We start from the raw sequence: 16,227 nt of genomic DNA on the forward strand, positions 1-16,227 counted from the left end.
CGCTTATACCACCATACTTGCAACTTTTGCAACAGCAGGCCAGCGTTCAGCAACTTCTTTTGCGATAGGACCTTTAAAGATAGTTCCTTTTGGATTTCCTTTATCATCTTTTAAGACAATAGCAGCATTGTCCTCAAAACAAATACGAGTTCCATCAGGACGACGATACTCTTTCTTTTGACGAACAATGATAGCAGGAACGACAGTTTTACGCATTTCTAATTTACCTTTCTTAACGGAAGCAAGTACAAAGTCACCAACTCCACAAACTGGAATTCGACCAATACTTGTTTTTTGCCCTTTAACGGAAACAATTTTGAGTACTTTTGCACCAGAGTTATCACAGGTGTTAACCCACGCTTGCGAAGGAATTGCTCGCACAACACGACCTTTTAATGCTTTCATGGTGAAATTTTACACTCCTAATTGTTTTTTGTTTGAATTTTTTATTTTTACTTATTGATATTTTTTATCTATTGATGAATCAATGAGTCTAATCATCAACTCATGATTTATTCTTTACGATCTTTCTTGACAACTTTTTCTGCTTTCTTTTGCTTTTCTTTAAGTTCTTTCACTTGTTGCTGTTGTTCTTGTTGAGCAAGAGTTGACGCAGCAACGGAACCATGTCGTAATACTTGGATGATAACATGATGCTTTGTTTTACTTAAAGGGCGAGTTCGTGCAACACGAACTTGATCACCAACTTGAGCATTAATACTTGCAGGATTATGAACACGAATACGAGATCGTTTAGTAGTAAAACGTTCATACTTTGGCACTGAAATTGAATTGTGCCACTCGATTGTTGCTGAGCGATTAGTATCTTTTTTGATAACAACTCCTGTAAGGAATTCTTTTTTTACGTTAATTTCTCCGTAAAAAGGGCACTTTTTATCGTACTGATCAGACTTCACTGGAGCCTTGATGCCAAACACATTTTGTTTCATTTTGTTGAATTCCCCCCATAAAGGCAGGTTGTTTTTGATTGTTTTTTTGTATTTTTTTAACTGTAATTTTTTACTCTTTCATTCGCTCTTCAGGACGACGGATTAAGTCAACCCCTTTGAGAGTTTGTTTTTGATCAACTAAACTCAATTCGATGTTTTTTTTAAAAACTCGAAGAGATTTTGTTAACTTTGTAACACATAAAGTATGCTTGGTTTCATCGATAATTCGACCTTGCCATTGACAACCACTATTCAAGTCGTGAATGAGTACATTCTGACCGATTAGTTCGCCTTTGTATACCATAGCTACCGTAATTGTGTTTCCTACACCAAAAACAATTGTTTTGATGCTTGATGATGTTTAATTTTGATGATGATTAGTTTTAAGCTTGACATCAAACTATTTCAATGGTCTCGTCGGGAAAACCGAGTTCGATGAGTGCTTTTTTGATACGAATTTTATGATCGCCTTGAAGTTCGATTTGACCGGTTTTCGCAGTCCCCCCGCAGGCGAATTTGGATTTGAGCTTCTTGAAGAGGTCGTCAACATTTACTTCCTTTTGAATCCCGGAAACGACTGTATACTTCTTTCCAAATTTTCGTTTTTCAATTTTGACCGTGATCTTTTGTTGTTCACGAGCAATTGCTTCACAGACACAAAGGTCCGAAGGCAATCCACATTGGTTACATACACCGACCATGTTTATTTGTTAGAGGAAACCTCTTCTTCTTTCATTGATAGGAATGTGTATGCCCGAGCAATATTTTTCTTTAATTGTCGTAATCGTCCAGGATTTTGAGTGTTTGCTCCTGAAGCGACCTGAGTATTAAGTTTTAAGAGTTCCTTTTTAAATTCTTCGAGACGAGCACGAATCTCTGTTACTGAGAGAGAGGAAATTTCTTTAGTAGTTCTCATGCTTCTTCACCTTTTAATTCAGCATTTTCATTTGCATTTTCAGGGGAAGCTGATGCTTTAGTATTGGTTGTTTTACGAGGTGGAGCTTTTTTGTCAGCTTTATCAGTTTTTTCTGAAGATGTTTTCTTTTTTGCAGGAGCTCTTTTTTTAGGAGAAGCTTTTTTAGCTTGATCCTCGTCTAAAGCACCTGCTGCTTCAGTGATTGCTTCTATTTGTTCCACTGGTTCAGGTAAAATATCAATATGATCAGGAAGTATAAGATCCCGAGGCATAATGGAAACTTTAATGCCAATAACTCCTGTTTTAAGGACTGCACTAGCACGAGCATGTCGAACACCAACTACTGCTACATCTCCGCATTTTTTCAAATAACCTTGATAAAAACGCCAACTTTTTGCACGAGCACCAGGAATTTTACCAGAGATGATAATTTCAACTCCAAGAGCACCAGCACCAAGCACATTTTGCATGACTTTATGACCAATACCTTTGAAACGAGCTGAACCAAACCGCTCTAATGAGGAAGCAATACGTTCTGCAACGATTACTGGATCAAGGAAAATATCTTTTACTTCTGTAATTTCAATTTGAGGATTTTCAAGTTTAAACTCTTGTTTAAGCATCTTAGTCAAATCGCGAATATTTCCACCTTTGGAACCAACAATGACGCTTGGTCGACTTGCGTGAACAATTATTTTTTCACCTAACGGAATTTTCTTAAGAGTTACTTGGGAAATACCTGCATTTTTAAGGCGCTCACGAACGAATTTCTTTATGTAAAACTCTTTTGTTTTCTGTGCGATGAATTCTCTCTCAATCATTGTTGTACACCTTCACTTGCTGCTTTAGGAGCAGCTGCCTTTTTGGAGGTTTTAGGAGTAGCTGACTTTGAACTTGCTTTTGGAGCAGATTTCATCTCTGCTACGACAACTTCTAAATGAGTTCGACGACCTGCGTGACGGTGACGACCAGCCATAGGCGGAATCGAAGCTTTATGGGAAATTAATTTAACAATTTTAAGACTTTGAGTATTGAGACCTTTAAACTGAGCATTTTTTTGCGCACCAAGTATAACTCGTAAAAATTCTTTAGCTGCTTTTTGAGGAAAACGACCAGGGCCAATACCAGGTTTATGACCTAAATCAAATACATGGCGTCGGTAAGGAACAGGAGTGCGCAAAGCAACAACTTCTTGGAGTGTTCGTGTTGCAAATTCTACGCTTCGATAACGCAAGAAGCGACCAATTTCTGTACTCTGACGAGAGGAAATAGGAAGGTTAAATGATTTTGCGCTTGCGCATTTACTTGCATCCAATTCGATGGTTTTTGCCATGTGTTATTTTTTGTCGATCGTAATGTATCGAGTTTACCTCGCTGAAACAGATTTACTTGAGCGCGTTGCGCCAATACCTGCTGCACTGTGTGCAACAACTCTTCGTGAATGGGAAAATTCACTTACGTAATGTCCAAGCATTTCTGCAGTAATGGAAACAGGAATGAATTCTTTCCCATTATATACTTTAAGTGTTCTACCTACCATCTTTGGAAGGATAATCATGTCACGACAATGAGTTTTGATATTATCTTTGCCTGCATCAAGAGAGGCAAGTAATTTCTTTTGTTCTGGAGTAAATCCACGCTTAAGTGTGCGACGATGACGAGCATTAATCATTCCTGCAAAAGTGGTTAGATCTAGCTTAACAATTTGATCTTCCGTAAGTCCTTTCCACATGAATCCTTTTGCCATTTTGTTTGCACCTTAAGTTTGAATTATTATTCGATTTAATTTTTAATTATTCCAGTTTGTTCATTTCTTACACAAGAAAACAAACTTCGATTTGTTTTCTGCGCAGAAATGAGCTAGTTTGCTCATTTCTTGCGTCCTGTTCGTCGAGGAGCAATCTTACCAACTTTACGTCCAGGTGGAGCACCACGAGGTGATTGAGTAGGTCGTCCTTTAATGTGAGAGCATTTACCACCAAATGGATGGTCTACTGCGTTCATTGAAATACCACATACTTTTGGATAGAGTTTATTGCGTGCACGCATTTTCTTATAGCGATTACCTGCTTTAAGGAAGGGCTTGTCAGGTCGACCAGCACCAGCTAAAGCACCAACTGCAGCACGACAAGTCGGTAAAAATAATTTTTCTTTACGTGAAGGAAGAAGAACTCGAACACCTTCTTGTCCACGAGAAACAATACGAGCAAAAGCACCACTTGCACGAACTAATTTTCCGCCATCTCCCGGACGTAGTTCAATATTATGAATAAGAGTACCCTCAGGGATATCTTTTAGTAAAAGGATGTTCCCAGCACTAACTTGTGCATCTTGACCTGCTTGAACTATATCCCCTACTTTGATACCATCTGGAGCAAAAGCAAGAGTAGAATTCAAATTAGTAGCTGAATTAAAAGCAACCCTCATAAGAGGAGAACTGTGACCTGCGCAATGAACTAATTCGACAACTTGACCAGCACCTTCACCGTCATACAATTTAACTGCTCCCTCAAATTTAAAACTAGCAGATCGATATGTTGGTGAGCCGCGTCCTCGGCGTTGTTGAACTAAGTTTTTACCCATTTTTAATACCTAAATTAATCCCAAGTCAGAACTAATATCTGACGCTGGCGTCGAAGGATGTAAACGAACAACAGCTCGTTTTTCTCCTCGAATGGAATTTTGAATGTTAACTTTTAATACTTTAACTTTAAAGAGCATTTCTACTGCAACTTTTACATCTAACTTGGTAGCTCTTGAATGAACCACAAATGAAAGTTTGTTATCAAACTCAATTTGTCGAATGCATTTCTCTGTGGAAAGAGGATGATGCAACACTTGATGAGGATCAAAGCCAGCTTCGCGCAATGATGCAAAACGATCCGATTGAGTTTGTGTTTGAGTAGTAGTTGCCATGGTTTAGATAAATAAACGTTTCTTTTCTAATATTTCAAGTGCAGAAGCAGTCCAGAGAGTAACTCGTCCAGGTAATGCTCCAGGTGCAAGTAAATTAACATTAAGGGAATTTGCACAAACAATGTCAAGACCAGCAATATTGCGTGCTGCATGAAGCAGAGGGCATTTTTCACCAACAACTACGAGAACGCCTTTTTTACGTTTATAAGGGCGGCTACGCAATTTACCAACGCCTGCACGAATTTTTTTCACTCCACTGCGTTCAAGTTCTTCGCTAAAACCAAGAGCAGTAAGTGCACTAACAACATCTTTTGTTTTGGAAATTGATTCAAATGAGGTTTCAATAACAAATGGGTAACCTGTAGGAACTTTGTGACCCCGTTTAGTTACTACTGCCAAATCCATAGTTGCTGCAATAGCGGAGCGAATAGCTTTACGTCGTTCTTTAACATTAATTTGTTCAACGAGATCTTTCTGAGCTTTAGGAGGATGAGCACGATGACCGCCACGTACATGAGGAGCATATGCTGCCACCCAATTCATTCTCATACCTCGTCGAGACATGATTTTACGATTATCACGTGAGATGCCAAAACCGTATGAGCCACGATAATTACGACGGCGTTTACTTAACTTTGAAGAATGACGAAGACCAGCTAAAGGAGAACCACCTATAGGTTGACGTTGTGCACTTGCATATGCAGCAACAGCCCGTTGAATTAAATCAGGACGGAATTCTTCATTAAATTGAACTGGTAAGTCGTGATGACCTACTTCTTTTTTCTCTTTGTTAAGGATAGCGATTTTCATGATTAATGAGAGATGTGAACAATCTCAGGTACCTCTTTCGTAAAACCTTTTGCCCGAATTGGTCGCGTAAGAAGCACAGGACGCTTTGCAGAGCCAAAAACAGAGCCTTTGATAAGAACATATGTTTGTTTAAGAATGCCGTAATGAGCAATACCACCCGCAGGAGTAATTGCTGCACCATCAGAACCAATCTTAAGAATATGTTTATTATAATCAGTACGGGAATGATACCCCATTTTTCCTGATTGAGGAACAGTAAATTCAACACGTTTAGGTGACCAAGAACCTAACGTAGCAATACCACGTTTGGTTTTTTCCGCTTTATGTTGTCGAATAGGAACACCATATCGTTTAACAGTACCTTGAAACCCTTTTCCTTTAGTAGTACCATGGACATCAGCAAGAGTTCCTACTTCAAAGACATCTTCAACTTTAAGTTCTTTACCAAGAATATCTTTAGCATACGCTAGTTTTTCAGATACAGCACCACCAAGAGCAACTTCAAGAACTTTAGGTTTTTTAGCTTCAACAGTGATTAAAGAAGGTTGAGTATGCACCAAAAGACGTACATCACTAAATTCTTTAATGGAATCGAATGAGTGAGATTTATTTTTTGGTAAAGGAAGAACACGAGCTAAATCTTTGTGTAATTTAGGAGAAAGAACGCAACCAATTTTACGTACACCAGTCCCCCATCTTCCGTAAAATACTACTCCTGCAACAACCATAGGAGGACATTCAATAATAGTAGTAGGCATGGAAATACGTTCGCCTTTTGTCATTGATTTCGCACGAGCATCATTAATCATGACATGAGTCATACCTACTTTGTAACCGATAAAACCTAATGGTTTAAGTTTAGTCTCAACAGCCCAAGAACGAACGCGCACTAATGTGTGGCGTGATCTCTTACGAGGCCAGAACTGCATACTTCCGCGACGAGGATGATGATTTTTTGGCATTTTAAGTTAAACCTATTAATTGAGCATAAGCTCTTGGTTCCCAACCAGATATCACAAAGATATCGCATGCAAACAGCCTATACATGGTGCCATCCCAGAAACTGCGATGGTTACCTTTTCAGGCCAGCACACCCATCATATTGAACCGATCTAGTCGGTCAGTGTACGATAAGCGTTGAAAGTGGTTTGTTGGGAAAAGCGGTTATTTATAAATGTTTCTACATTCAAGAATGTAAAAAAGATTAAAACTAGAAAGATAGATCAGGGGTTTGAAGAAGCCTATGCGGTGCTTTTGCAAGTTTGCCACCTTTCCCATTACGACTATCCCACTCGTCTGCAAGATACCAAAACACTTCTCGCGCGTGACCAAACTTATTCAAAAGTGTAAGTTCTTGGGCAGTTACTTTTATCTCACCCGAACTAGCTTGAACTTTTGAAAAATAAAAACCGATATAACTTGAAAACGCAAGATAAGAAATTCGTTCTACAAAAATATTCACATCACTATGTAGCCCGATATCCCCATTTACTAGACGATCAGGAAGATGAAGCCGTGCAGTAATAATATCTTCATTGCCAACTTGCTCTCGTCCTCTTCCATCAAAAGAGAGTGAACCATATCGAGAATCAAGAAAGTGAGCAAGACGCGGTTGCGTTAAAGTATACAATTGAGTAGTACATCTAACTGCAGTTGAGTACAAATCATCAATACTCGCAGTAGCTGCCCGATCAGGAAAATGGGTAATAAACATACTTATGCGGCGCTAATAGGCCATTTAAAAAAGTTGTGACGTAAAAGTGAACGGACAAGAAGGACTTGACAAATCTACTGAGCCAAAATATTATATAACAGGTTTGGTTTATGTTTATTGATGGAAGCAGTTGATAAAAGATATTTCATGCGAATCGCAGCACTAATCTTTGGTTGGATCGTCACCGAACTCCTATTTCAAACAGTTATTCTTAAATCTGGAGTGTTCGAAGGGGTTCTTTGGTTAATCCTAAATATAGTAATTCGAGTCGGGATTATGGTTGCTATCGGTATTTTAACTTTATTTTATATAAAGAAAAAAATGGATAATATTAGCTACTAAGAATTTACTTTTTCAACTCCCTAACCTTCTCCAACACCGCCTGTGCATGCCCTTTCACTTCCACCGGACTCCAGACGTGACGCACGATTCCTTTCGGATCAATCAAAAATGTTGAGCGAACCACACCCATATACTCTCTTCCCATAAATTTCTTCTTAGCCCACACGCCATATAATTCTGCAAGTTGCTTTTCTGTATCAGAAAGCAATGTAATTGACAATGCATGTTTCTCAATGAACTTACAATGTGACTTCCCATTATCCGGACTCACACCCCAAATTAATGCACTTTCTTTCTCTAATTCCCTATTCAATTTGGTGAAATCGATTGCTTCAATCGTACAACCAGGCGTATCATCTTTAGGATAAAAATAGAACACGAGCCATTTGCCTTTGGCATCTTTAAGTGATGTGAGCTTACCAGTTTGGTCAGGAACAGAAAAATCGACAGCTTTGGAATTAAGAGTAGGTATTGGCATGTTAAGATCAATACAAAAGAAGTTTTTATAGTTATTGTTAATTGTGACATCTCAACGAACAAATAGATGAAGTTTTGTATGGTCTAAAAAATAAAATACTTTTCCACAAGACTAACCTACAACCCTAATCGTGGCAGAGGAAATGGAACTTTGGGAAAATCACTAGGGATACCCGAATGCGGCTTAAGCATGGATTCTAATTTCCCAGTCTCTTTTCGAAATGCATCATGGCCAGAACCTATAAAATCGACGCGACAACGCGCTTGGACACCGCACCCACAATCATGAGTTTTATAATGAATACTTCCCACCCACATCGAATTCCATTCCACACCATCAAAATGTTCGTGACAATAAAGACACATTAACCATTGTGCTTCTTTAGGGAGTTGTGGCATTCACATAAAATTGACCCCAAACTTTATATAATTTCTGCGATAAAAAAGGGATATGTATCTTTTTTCTAACAGTATAGGTCATTTTATTTTTGATGAAAAAGGGAATTGGGTAGAAGAAATACTCTGCCAAGACACCAATCCTGCCTACAAAGAATCACTGCAAAAGTTAGAATCGAAATATAAATCCCTCAAAGCTATTCCACCGGAAAAAGCACCATTTGCTCTTTCACATCTACATAACAGTAGATATTATTCTTTATTTCGTGAAAGCAACAAAGAATTCAGTGCGCAAGCACTGCGAGATAGCGTTGGAACAGACTCATTATTAGTGCAAACCGTAAGTGCTATCGAAGAAATCGACAAGGTTACAAATCTTCTCACCAAACGACTACGCGAATGGCATGCACTGACTCTACCTGAAATTGGAGAACTAATCTCTAACCATGAACATTTCACGCAATTAGTAGCGCAACACTCGCGTCAAGAGCTCATCGATCAAAAAAAGATTACCAAAACTCTTGGAGCGCCACTTCTAGACATCGATCTTGCGCAAATTATCTTACTCGCATCTCAAATTTCAAATCTTTATACCCTACGACAACAATATGAATTTTACCTTAAAGAAACCATGAAAACCCACTGCCCAAATCTACTTGAACTTGCAGGAGCAACGATTGGCGCAAAATTAATAGTAATGGCTAAAGGTCTCAAAAATCTTGCGCTCTTACCAGCATCAACCATTCAACTCTTTGGAGCAGAAAAAGCCCTCTTTCGCCACATCGCAACTGGTGCAAGATCACCAAAATATGGCATTATTATCAATCATCCATTAGTGCAAAATACCAAAAAAGACGACAAAGGAAAAGCCGCACGTTTACTTGCTGACAAACTTTCATTATGCGCCCGTCTAGATTATTTCAAAGGTGAATTCAAAGCACCTGCGTTTAAAGCAGAGTTAGAAGAAAAATTTAAACATGAGTAAGATCAAACCAACAACCACGAGGAGTAAGAAGAATAGTGAAACAGAACTACTTGCCACACTAATGGAATTGCAGCGACGCAACTTAGTTCTCTCCGAATGGGCACAAGAAAATACTCTCAAACAACGTGCAATTCAAATGCAAGAAGAAGTTGAAGAACTTCTCACAGAAATAAATCGTGCTCAACCTAATACACAACGTATCAAAGATGAGTTAGGAGACGTATTATGGGATTGTCTTGGCACAATTTCGCGTGCAGAACATGAAGGACTTTTCAAAATGCAGGAAGTCCTAGCACATATTCACACAAAATTTGCCGAGAGAAAACCATTCCTTATTGAAAATAGAAAAGTAAGTCGAGAGGAAGAATCACGAGTTTGGCACGAGGCAAAAGCAAAACAAAAATTAGAGCAAGGAGAATAGGAAATGGCCACTGAGAAAAAAACCTACATGGGACAAAAACAGCCTAAATTCAAAAAATTTAGTATGGACACCAGTGACATCCCGGAGAATAAAGTACGTGCCCCCTCTGCTACAACAAAAAATGCGTCTCTCAACCCCTATGAAAAATCTCGAGTAACCGGACAATCTCCAACTCCTTTTCGAGCTCGACAAGAGACGCCAACATCGACAATAAAACCAGTATCGCAAACCAAACCCTCAAATCAGTTTGTCAAACCACTCCCATTCATTCAAAATCGTATGCCCGATCAACCACAAGAAAATAAAGAGTCATCCAACATAGGATTTAGATCAAGAGACAGCGCAACAAGCAAAGTCACTCCCCATAAAGTTTTTGAACTTTATGAAAGTGGACGCTATCTTTATACTAAAAGCATCCTTCCAGGATTTGCGCCATTTGACGAAAAACTAATACGACAAAGCGATGGTGAATATCGTGAGCTTGACCCACGCCGTAGCAAATTAGGTGCTGCTGTTGCGAAAGGGGCAACCAACATTGGTATTCGCAAAAATGATGTTGTACTTTATCTTGGAATTAGTCACGGATACACGGCTTCATTTGTCAGTGACATGGTAGGAAAAGAAGGAATCGTTTTTGGTGTTGATCCTGCCCCTCGTGTTATTCGTGATGCAATATTTCTATCACAAAAAAGAACCAACATCATTCCCCTTCTTGCTGATGCTAATCACCCCGAAGAATATATTGGAAAAATATGTCAAGCAGACATTGTCTTTCAAGATATTGCCCAACGCAATCAGGCTGACATCTTCATTAATAATTGTAATATCTTTCTCAAACCAGGAGGCTATGGCTTACTTGCCGTGAAAGCGCGCAGCATTGATATTCGACGTAAACCCAAAGATCTCTTTAACGAAATTCGACTTCAGTTAGAAAAAATCTTTACCGTCATTGACTTTCGCATTCTTGAACCATTTGAAAAAGATCATTGTATGATCATTGTAAAGAAGTAAGAAAAAACACTAAAAACAAACAAATTTAAACACGCAAAATATACTTCTTCCATGCAAAAAGAGGCTCAACACCAGATAGAACAGTACGCAAAACAAATTCTCCCCACGTTTTCCAAACAACTTCAACATCTTATCAACATTCGTTCGGAAAGTCAAGATCCAGCCCAACGTAAAAATCTCCCAAAAATTCTGCAAGCAATAGGCAAGATCATGCAAGAGATGGACATAAAATACCAGATCATCCCAAATCATGGCTATCCTATTCTCATCGCTACCATCCCTGCAAAAAAGAGCAATCAAACTATCACACTCTACAATCATCTTGATGTCCAACCCGCAGACGCCAAGGATTGGCAACTACAAAAATACGCAATGAAACACCCCTTCGATGCCAAAGAAAAAAATGGTATAATCAGAGGACGAGGAGCTACGGATGATAAAGGTCCAGCACTCACAGCACTCCATGCTCTTAACGCACTCCAAAAATTGAACTTGCCTCATCCAACGATCCAAATTATCTATGAAACAGAAGAAGAAAGTGGGAGTAATCATTTCACAGCATTTCTGCAAGAAAATAAAAAACTGCTCAAAAAACCTAACGCCATACTTGTAACAGACACTATCTTTGAAGGTGACCACCCCTCAATTACCTGCAGTTTACGTGGACTCGCAAAAACAGAAATCATTGTCCCATTAAAATCGGAACACAAAAAAAGTGATAACCCGCCTTTCGAAGTAATTGACATCATCGGAGGGGATCAGCGAAAAGAAGGTGTTGCTACCAAAATCCCACCTCAAGCCACCGTGAAGGTACGATCAGACAACCCCAGTTACTTCGTACACTATGCCAAAAAAAATTATCCTCGCTTTAAGATCACACAACACGAAAATCTCGTCACCATCACAGCAAAAGTGGGAACCAAAGATATTCACTCTGGTGTGTTTGGAGGAATTGTAAGAAACCCTCTAACCACTCTTTGCCATATAGCCGGTTCATATGCCACAACACAATTGCAAATCCCCCCCGCACAGCAAAATTCACTCACTCAGCTCTGCACTTTCATTGCCAAAACAGTTGAATTCAAGACTGGAAAAATCAAAATCGCACAGTTCTACAAAGACACACCACAGATTACCCCTAAACTTCGTTCCCATCTTCAAGCAACTGCCAAAGCTGTTAATCTCTTTCATGATCTTCAGCATGAAGGCATTGATCTTACACAACTCTATACCAAAGATGGAGTCGAAGCGCGCATACGTGCATGGTATCAGCCAACTTTAGAGTTACATGGTTTTGTGATTGATAAAGAAAAACAACATGTACGTCTCAAAGTGACCTCACGTCTCGTTGGAAAACAAAATCCACACAAAATTCTTCAGCTCATTGAACAACACACCCGCACCATCATCTCCCAAGCTCACTGTACACACCACATGGGAACACCCGCTATTATGACAGAAGTGGAAAACTCCTACATCAATATTGCTGCCAAAACCTGCACCAAACACTTTGGTAAAAAAACATTATTTGTTGGAGGAGGAGGAACGATCGGCTCCATGCCGCCATTTGCCAACACCTTCCCTAACACCCCCATTGTATTTCTCGCATTAAGCAAAATGTCTGATGGATATCATGCCCCTAATGAATGTTACGAACTTGCGCAGGCAGCAAAAGGGATGAATGTAATAGCACACTATTTACATGAGATCGCCACAAAAGGATTATAAACTTCTTTTTCTTCATGTAAAATATGTCACTTCTCAACGAAGCTGGATATCTCTATGTTCTCTCCAAAGATCTGATGAGTGTAAATAAAAAAATCCGCAAACATGCACAAAAAGCGCGTGAACATTTTGATGACCACACTAAAGCTACACGTCATGAAGACAAACAAAAACATTACGTAAAACATACTGACGCCACCGCAAAAGTACGTAAATTGGCAGAAAAACATAATGAAATTCTACGAAAAATACAACGTCACCAAGTTGCCTTTGCGCATTCTTTAAGAGATGAAACCAAATTAACATAGAAAACAACATTGCCTATCGACAAAAATCAAGAAATTTAATTCTCTTTCTTCGGCTTGACATGAATAATGTTGACAGGACATACATCTGCTGCTTCTTGATTCGTCGCACGATCTTCTTCAGTAGAAATATCTAATTGCCAATGATCTTCTTTAAGAAGAGCATCTTTGGAATCTTTAATTCCTTTGACTTCCTTTGAACCTTTGAGATGAGCAAGACCTTCCTGATCCATCTCCCAAAATTGTGGCGCGATTGCTGCGCATGCACCGCAGCTAATACAATCCTTTTTCAGATGGAATACTATATTTTTCGCCATATCAAAGAGACGAACAGGGGTTTCTTTAAGAAGTTTATGGTGTCTTTAGGTAAAAAAGATCGACAAGATAAGAAAGAGAACCAACAGCTCCGTAGAAAAGGTCTACCAAAAAGCTTATAACGCAAAAAAAGCTACCTTCCCAAATGCAAAAAAGAGACAGTTTTGTGGTTATAATACTTATTCTCTTTTCATTAGTTCTCCTCACAAGTTGTAATAAAGTGCCGGGTGGAAGCACCCCTCAAGATACAGCGGGTCTACTCAAACAAGTACAATCAGGAACACAAGGGGTCGCATTAACCGTGCTTGCTAATTTTCCTCCTGCAACAATCTATGATGATAATGAGCTCATCTCTATTGTTGAAATTCAAAATCGAGGAAATTTTAATCTTGAACCCAGTGACTGTTTTGTCCAAGTAACCGGATTTGATCCAAATATTATTCGCGGAGGATTTGGCATTCCACGATCCTGTGGGGAGAGCCTTGGAACACTTGAAGGAAAAAGTATTTACAATGTTCAAGGAAGCATAAACCAAGTTGAGTTCAACGCGCCTTCAATTACACTTCCTACCGATGTTATTGAATATACTCCTACTCTTAATTATGTTACATGTTATAACTACGAAACAAAAGCAAGCCCTGTAGTCTGTGTAGACCCCCTTTTCTATCAAGTCACACCTGAACAAAAAACCTGTCGTCCAGCCAATGTAGGCATGGGTGGTGGTCAAGGTGCCCCAGTAGCAATTAATAGTGTCAATGTAGATATGGTTGGCAAAAATCGTGCCGTCTTTGAGATTAGTATTTCAAACCAAGGAGGAGGTCAAGTTCTTAGCCCCTCAACAGGAATCCAAAATTGCGGCCAAGGGATTCTAGAACGAAATGATCTTAACTTTGTTAATTTTGACGTGTCCATCGCCGGACAAAGTCCTATTGAATGTAAACCGAAAGATCGCACCGTTCGTCTTTACAATAATCAAGCAAAAATCATCTGCACATTCAATATTCCAGGAACTATTGCCTACCAAACTCCTCTTCAGATCACATTACAATACAGTTATATGCAATCACAAACACGCCCTGTCCGCATTGTAGCAACCCCTAAATAAGCAGTAATAAATAAAATAAATCGAAGTACAGATCAATCAACCTTCTTTAGTCCAGTAAACTTTAAATACGCTATCCTCTTCATTCCACCTAAAAAGAGTAAAGAGGGTTGATGATGAAACGCGCAATTATAACAGTACTTTTCGTTCTAAGCATGCTTATTGTCTCTTGTGGAACTTCTGATCCGCAAGCGCAAACAGGCAGCGTATTTAAAGGAGGATCGCAAGGCGTCCTTGCCCACTTCGAGCCATTTGGTGTCGAAGAAAGCGGTATTCAATCAATATTTGATTCTGAAGCATTCCCTATTGAAGTTACCGTAAATAACAAAGGGGAATATAAAATTCAACCAGCAGACATTGATGTAGAACTTCTTGGACCTTCAACGGAAGAATTTCAAGGAATTGCATCTCGCACTCTTGCAAATCAAGATGAACTTGAAGAAATTTCTGATCTCTCACCTGAAGGCGGAGAAGAAACCATTGCATTTGCATCAGATGCAAGATTTAACGGAGAAGTTACCAATTATCTTGATCGTGATTGGTTTGCAAATTTAGAATATAATTACAAAACCTACCTTGTTATTCCTGAAGTGTGCCTTAAAGAAGACCTCACTGATGATCGTGTATGTAATGTTAACGAGAAAAAATCGTTCTTTGTATCTGGATCACCCATTACCGTTGAATCTGTAGAACAAGACACTGCAGGAAAAGGAGTTATGGCTCTTAAAATCAAAATCAAGAATACCGGTACTGGTGACGTAACCAAAGTTGGCAGCGAATTTGACGAAACCCGTGAAGAACTTGCATTTTCCATTGATGACGCTGATTGGGAATGTAAATCTGCAGGAAAAGTCAACGAAGCCCGCCTCTACAACGGTCAAGCAGAATTATTGTGTAAACTCAAAAACCCTCTTGACGCAGACGAACTTTCTACTAAACAAGTACGCTTAACCTTTGACTTTCGCTACCGCGAATTGGTTAAACAAAGTTTGAGAATCAAAGAAAGCGCAAATTAGGATTTTGATTTACTTTTTATTTTTTTAATCTTTTTTATACGCAATGTTTGCATCTTTTCTTTCAGAAACGTAACGGTAAGTTCTACTACCTCTTTTTCTTTTCCATGATAAATGTGATCCGCACCGTTCACAATCTCAAAACGACTCAGCTTGTTCAAAAAAGGGACTAATGTGTGTGCTACATCCAGAGAAATAAGAGTGTCCCGATCACCATAAATAAGGAGAACGGGGCAAGAAATCTTTTGCAAAGCAGCACAAGAATTATATTTCATACCATCAACAACAAATTCCGACTTTAACTCAAATGAGCCATATCGATTTGTAATCTTTTTAAGACCGGTCTTTTTCCAAGAATCATCAAGCATAAATCCCTCTCGCTGACAAGTTTTGAAGTTCACCACTGGCGATTGAGCTACGATCGAACTTATTCTTGTATCGGTTGGTGCATAAACTAAACAAGTCATGGCTCCTAATGAATGTCCAACTAAACTCATTCGAGAAGAATCGACACAAGATAGAGACCCTAAATAGTCTAGCGCTGCGCGAATTATTGTACATTGAAGAGAGATAGTCATGTCACTTTTGGAAATAGCACTACACTTATCTGGAAAATCATAAAAATCAAATAATAAAATAATAAATTTCTGTTCAGCCAATGTTTTAGCTAGTGCTACATTTCTCTCTTCTCGTATCCCACCAGAAAATCCAGGAACATACAAAACCGCAGGAAATGGACCTTTTCCAGCAGGAGTATAAAGAATACCACCAATCGTATGAGAACCAAACGGAAAAGATACCGGAGTCTGTTTCATAATCCAAAGAAATA

25 protein-coding genes are annotated in these 16,227 nt (G+C 39.0%); 8 read left to right on the forward strand and 17 right to left on the reverse strand.

The features are described from left to right. Nucleotides 1–3: 3 nt before the first annotated feature. The 13 genes from HYV86_05150 to HYV86_05210 all read right to left on the reverse strand — a co-directional run bounded on the left by HYV86_05150 (nucleotide 4) and on the right by HYV86_05210 (nucleotide 7,306). Nucleotides 4–405, reverse strand: a complete 402-nt coding sequence (locus tag HYV86_05150) for a 50S ribosomal protein L14 (protein ID MBI2573221.1) — start codon at nucleotides 403–405, stop codon at nucleotides 4–6. 107 nt (nucleotides 406–512) lie between these two features. Further along, nucleotides 513–950 (reverse strand): 30S ribosomal protein S17, encoded by a 438-nt coding sequence (rpsQ, locus tag HYV86_05155; protein ID MBI2573222.1) that lies wholly within the window; start codon nucleotides 948–950, stop codon nucleotides 513–515. A gap of 70 nt (nucleotides 951–1,020) precedes the next feature. Continuing rightward, nucleotides 1,021–1,254, reverse strand: coding sequence for a ribonuclease P protein subunit (locus tag HYV86_05160; GenBank protein ID MBI2573223.1), 234 nt, complete (start codon nucleotides 1,252–1,254; stop codon nucleotides 1,021–1,023). Between the two features lie 91 nt (nucleotides 1,255–1,345). Further along, entirely contained in the window at nucleotides 1,346–1,651 is a 306-nt protein-coding gene (locus HYV86_05165) for a translation initiation factor (GenBank protein ID MBI2573224.1), read from the reverse strand. Between the two features lie 2 nt (nucleotides 1,652–1,653). Next, nucleotides 1,654–1,866, reverse strand: a complete 213-nt coding sequence (rpmC, locus tag HYV86_05170) for a 50S ribosomal protein L29 (GenBank protein ID MBI2573225.1) — start codon at nucleotides 1,864–1,866, stop codon at nucleotides 1,654–1,656. Continuing rightward, the gene (locus HYV86_05175) at nucleotides 1,863–2,687 is read right to left on the reverse strand and encodes a 30S ribosomal protein S3 (GenBank protein MBI2573226.1); all 825 of its coding nucleotides are present in this window, start codon (nucleotides 2,685–2,687) and stop codon (nucleotides 1,863–1,865) included. Before HYV86_05175 ends, rpmC begins: the two co-directional genes overlap by 4 nt. Next, nucleotides 2,684–3,199 (reverse strand): 50S ribosomal protein L22, encoded by a 516-nt coding sequence (rplV, locus tag HYV86_05180; protein ID MBI2573227.1) that lies wholly within the window; start codon nucleotides 3,197–3,199, stop codon nucleotides 2,684–2,686. The genes HYV86_05175 and rplV overlap by 4 nt, the downstream gene beginning before the upstream one ends. Before the next feature lie 33 nt (nucleotides 3,200–3,232). Beyond that, nucleotides 3,233–3,613, reverse strand: coding sequence for a 30S ribosomal protein S19 (locus HYV86_05185; protein MBI2573228.1), 381 nt, complete (start codon nucleotides 3,611–3,613; stop codon nucleotides 3,233–3,235). Between the two features lie 122 nt (nucleotides 3,614–3,735). Continuing rightward, complete coding sequence (locus HYV86_05190; GenBank protein MBI2573229.1) at nucleotides 3,736–4,449, reverse strand: 50S ribosomal protein L2; 714 nt, start codon at nucleotides 4,447–4,449, stop codon at nucleotides 3,736–3,738. A 9-nt stretch (nucleotides 4,450–4,458) separates the two neighbouring features. After that, entirely contained in the window at nucleotides 4,459–4,782 is a 324-nt protein-coding gene (locus tag HYV86_05195) for a 50S ribosomal protein L23 (GenBank protein ID MBI2573230.1), read from the reverse strand. A 3-nt stretch (nucleotides 4,783–4,785) separates the two neighbouring features. Next, nucleotides 4,786–5,592 (reverse strand): 50S ribosomal protein L4, encoded by an 807-nt coding sequence (locus HYV86_05200; GenBank protein MBI2573231.1) that lies wholly within the window; start codon nucleotides 5,590–5,592, stop codon nucleotides 4,786–4,788. Between the two features lie 2 nt (nucleotides 5,593–5,594). Beyond that, nucleotides 5,595–6,554 carry a 50S ribosomal protein L3 gene (locus tag HYV86_05205; protein MBI2573232.1) on the reverse strand — a complete coding sequence of 320 codons (960 nt, stop codon included), beginning with the start codon at nucleotides 6,552–6,554 and terminating at the stop codon, nucleotides 5,595–5,597. Nucleotides 6,555–6,802: 248 nt separating this feature from the next. Continuing rightward, nucleotides 6,803–7,306: a hypothetical protein gene (locus HYV86_05210; GenBank protein ID MBI2573233.1), complete on the reverse strand. Its 504-nt coding sequence runs from the start codon at nucleotides 7,304–7,306 to the stop codon at nucleotides 6,803–6,805. 120 nt (nucleotides 7,307–7,426) lie between these two features. Between HYV86_05210 and HYV86_05215 the strand changes: the two genes are divergently transcribed. After that, nucleotides 7,427–7,648 carry a hypothetical protein gene (locus tag HYV86_05215; GenBank protein MBI2573234.1) on the forward strand — a complete coding sequence of 74 codons (222 nt, stop codon included), beginning with the start codon at nucleotides 7,427–7,429 and terminating at the stop codon, nucleotides 7,646–7,648. 4 nt (nucleotides 7,649–7,652) lie between these two features. Here the strand turns inward: HYV86_05215 and bcp are convergent, their stop codons facing one another. Together bcp and HYV86_05225 are read right to left on the reverse strand one after the other, a co-directional pair. Then, nucleotides 7,653–8,126 (reverse strand): thioredoxin-dependent thiol peroxidase, encoded by a 474-nt coding sequence (gene bcp, locus HYV86_05220; GenBank protein ID MBI2573235.1) that lies wholly within the window; start codon nucleotides 8,124–8,126, stop codon nucleotides 7,653–7,655. A 116-nt stretch (nucleotides 8,127–8,242) separates the two neighbouring features. Then, the gene (locus HYV86_05225) at nucleotides 8,243–8,524 is read right to left on the reverse strand and encodes a hypothetical protein (protein ID MBI2573236.1); all 282 of its coding nucleotides are present in this window, start codon (nucleotides 8,522–8,524) and stop codon (nucleotides 8,243–8,245) included. A gap of 52 nt (nucleotides 8,525–8,576) precedes the next feature. On the opposite strand from HYV86_05225, the gene HYV86_05230 reads away from it, so the two are divergent. From HYV86_05230 to HYV86_05250, 5 genes are read left to right on the forward strand one after another with little or no spacing between them, the layout of a single operon-like run. Further along, nucleotides 8,577–9,506: an NOP58 family protein gene (locus HYV86_05230; protein MBI2573237.1), complete on the forward strand. Its 930-nt coding sequence runs from the start codon at nucleotides 8,577–8,579 to the stop codon at nucleotides 9,504–9,506. Continuing rightward, entirely contained in the window at nucleotides 9,499–9,927 is a 429-nt protein-coding gene (locus HYV86_05235) for a hypothetical protein (GenBank protein MBI2573238.1), read from the forward strand. The genes HYV86_05230 and HYV86_05235 overlap by 8 nt, the downstream gene beginning before the upstream one ends. 3 nt (nucleotides 9,928–9,930) lie before the next feature. Continuing rightward, nucleotides 9,931–10,938 (forward strand): fibrillarin-like rRNA/tRNA 2'-O-methyltransferase, encoded by a 1,008-nt coding sequence (locus HYV86_05240; protein ID MBI2573239.1) that lies wholly within the window; start codon nucleotides 9,931–9,933, stop codon nucleotides 10,936–10,938. 51 nt (nucleotides 10,939–10,989) lie between these two features. Continuing rightward, a complete protein-coding gene (locus HYV86_05245) occupies nucleotides 10,990–12,666 on the forward strand; it encodes a M20/M25/M40 family metallo-hydrolase (GenBank protein ID MBI2573240.1) in 1,677 nt (558 codons plus the stop codon). Between the two features lie 23 nt (nucleotides 12,667–12,689). Continuing rightward, nucleotides 12,690–12,971, forward strand: coding sequence for a hypothetical protein (locus HYV86_05250; protein ID MBI2573241.1), 282 nt, complete (start codon nucleotides 12,690–12,692; stop codon nucleotides 12,969–12,971). 35 nt (nucleotides 12,972–13,006) lie between these two features. Here HYV86_05250 and HYV86_05255 read toward each other — a convergent pair whose 3' ends face one another. Beyond that, nucleotides 13,007–13,285 carry a ferredoxin gene (locus HYV86_05255; GenBank protein MBI2573242.1) on the reverse strand — a complete coding sequence of 93 codons (279 nt, stop codon included), beginning with the start codon at nucleotides 13,283–13,285 and terminating at the stop codon, nucleotides 13,007–13,009. Nucleotides 13,286–13,428: 143 nt separating this feature from the next. Between HYV86_05255 and HYV86_05260 the strand changes: the two genes are divergently transcribed. Together HYV86_05260 and HYV86_05265 are read left to right on the forward strand one after the other, a co-directional pair. Next, entirely contained in the window at nucleotides 13,429–14,388 is a 960-nt protein-coding gene (locus tag HYV86_05260) for a hypothetical protein (GenBank protein ID MBI2573243.1), read from the forward strand. A gap of 113 nt (nucleotides 14,389–14,501) precedes the next feature. After that, on the forward strand, nucleotides 14,502–15,401 hold the full coding sequence (locus HYV86_05265; protein MBI2573244.1) for a hypothetical protein: 900 nt from the start codon (nucleotides 14,502–14,504) through the stop codon (nucleotides 15,399–15,401). Here the strand turns inward: HYV86_05265 and HYV86_05270 are convergent. After that, on the reverse strand, nucleotides 15,398–16,213 hold the full coding sequence (locus tag HYV86_05270) for an alpha/beta fold hydrolase (protein MBI2573245.1): 816 nt from the start codon (nucleotides 16,211–16,213) through the stop codon (nucleotides 15,398–15,400). The genes HYV86_05265 and HYV86_05270 overlap by 4 nt on opposite strands. Nucleotides 16,214–16,227 lie beyond the last annotated feature (14 nt).

Source organism: Candidatus Woesearchaeota archaeon (genome assembly GCA_016188115.1).
In the GTDB taxonomy this organism is placed as follows: Archaea; Nanobdellota; Nanobdellia; order Woesearchaeales; family GW2011-AR9; genus JACPIK01.

Bases quoted from the DNA above. Each gene is read 5' to 3' on its own strand.
- HYV86_05150 (MBI2573221.1), bottom strand. From the start codon at position 405: ATGAAAGCATTAAAAGGTCGTGTTGTGCGAGCAATTCCTTCGCAAGCG.
- rpsQ (MBI2573222.1), bottom strand. From the start codon at position 950: ATGAAACAAAATGTGTTTGGCATCAAGGCTCCAGTGAAGTCTGATCAG.
- HYV86_05160 (MBI2573223.1), bottom strand. From the start codon at position 1,254: ATGGTATACAAAGGCGAACTAATCGGTCAGAATGTACTCATTCACGAC.
- HYV86_05165 (MBI2573224.1), bottom strand. From the start codon at position 1,651: ATGGTCGGTGTATGTAACCAATGTGGATTGCCTTCGGACCTTTGTGTC.
- rpmC (MBI2573225.1), bottom strand. From the start codon at position 1,866: ATGAGAACTACTAAAGAAATTTCCTCTCTCTCAGTAACAGAGATTCGT.
- HYV86_05175 (MBI2573226.1), bottom strand. From the start codon at position 2,687: ATGATTGAGAGAGAATTCATCGCACAGAAAACAAAAGAGTTTTACATA.
- rplV (MBI2573227.1), bottom strand. From the start codon at position 3,199: ATGGCAAAAACCATCGAATTGGATGCAAGTAAATGCGCAAGCGCAAAA.
- HYV86_05185 (MBI2573228.1), bottom strand. From the start codon at position 3,613: ATGGCAAAAGGATTCATGTGGAAAGGACTTACGGAAGATCAAATTGTT.
- HYV86_05190 (MBI2573229.1), bottom strand. From the start codon at position 4,449: ATGGGTAAAAACTTAGTTCAACAACGCCGAGGACGCGGCTCACCAACA.
- HYV86_05195 (MBI2573230.1), bottom strand. From the start codon at position 4,782: ATGGCAACTACTACTCAAACACAAACTCAATCGGATCGTTTTGCATCA.
- HYV86_05200 (MBI2573231.1), bottom strand. From the start codon at position 5,592: ATGAAAATCGCTATCCTTAACAAAGAGAAAAAAGAAGTAGGTCATCAC.
- HYV86_05205 (MBI2573232.1), bottom strand. From the start codon at position 6,554: ATGCCAAAAAATCATCATCCTCGTCGCGGAAGTATGCAGTTCTGGCCT.
- HYV86_05210 (MBI2573233.1), bottom strand. From the start codon at position 7,306: ATGTTTATTACCCATTTTCCTGATCGGGCAGCTACTGCGAGTATTGAT.
- HYV86_05215 (MBI2573234.1), top strand. From the start codon at position 7,427: ATGGAAGCAGTTGATAAAAGATATTTCATGCGAATCGCAGCACTAATC.
- bcp (MBI2573235.1), bottom strand. From the start codon at position 8,126: ATGCCAATACCTACTCTTAATTCCAAAGCTGTCGATTTTTCTGTTCCT.
- HYV86_05225 (MBI2573236.1), bottom strand. From the start codon at position 8,524: ATGCCACAACTCCCTAAAGAAGCACAATGGTTAATGTGTCTTTATTGT.
- HYV86_05230 (MBI2573237.1), top strand. From the start codon at position 8,577: ATGTATCTTTTTTCTAACAGTATAGGTCATTTTATTTTTGATGAAAAA.
- HYV86_05235 (MBI2573238.1), top strand. From the start codon at position 9,499: ATGAGTAAGATCAAACCAACAACCACGAGGAGTAAGAAGAATAGTGAA.
- HYV86_05240 (MBI2573239.1), top strand. From the start codon at position 9,931: ATGGCCACTGAGAAAAAAACCTACATGGGACAAAAACAGCCTAAATTC.
- HYV86_05245 (MBI2573240.1), top strand. From the start codon at position 10,990: ATGCAAAAAGAGGCTCAACACCAGATAGAACAGTACGCAAAACAAATT.
- HYV86_05250 (MBI2573241.1), top strand. From the start codon at position 12,690: ATGTCACTTCTCAACGAAGCTGGATATCTCTATGTTCTCTCCAAAGAT.
- HYV86_05255 (MBI2573242.1), bottom strand. From the start codon at position 13,285: ATGGCGAAAAATATAGTATTCCATCTGAAAAAGGATTGTATTAGCTGC.
- HYV86_05260 (MBI2573243.1), top strand. From the start codon at position 13,429: ATGCAAAAAAGAGACAGTTTTGTGGTTATAATACTTATTCTCTTTTCA.
- HYV86_05265 (MBI2573244.1), top strand. From the start codon at position 14,502: ATGAAACGCGCAATTATAACAGTACTTTTCGTTCTAAGCATGCTTATT.
- HYV86_05270 (MBI2573245.1), bottom strand. From the start codon at position 16,213: ATGAAACAGACTCCGGTATCTTTTCCGTTTGGTTCTCATACGATTGGT.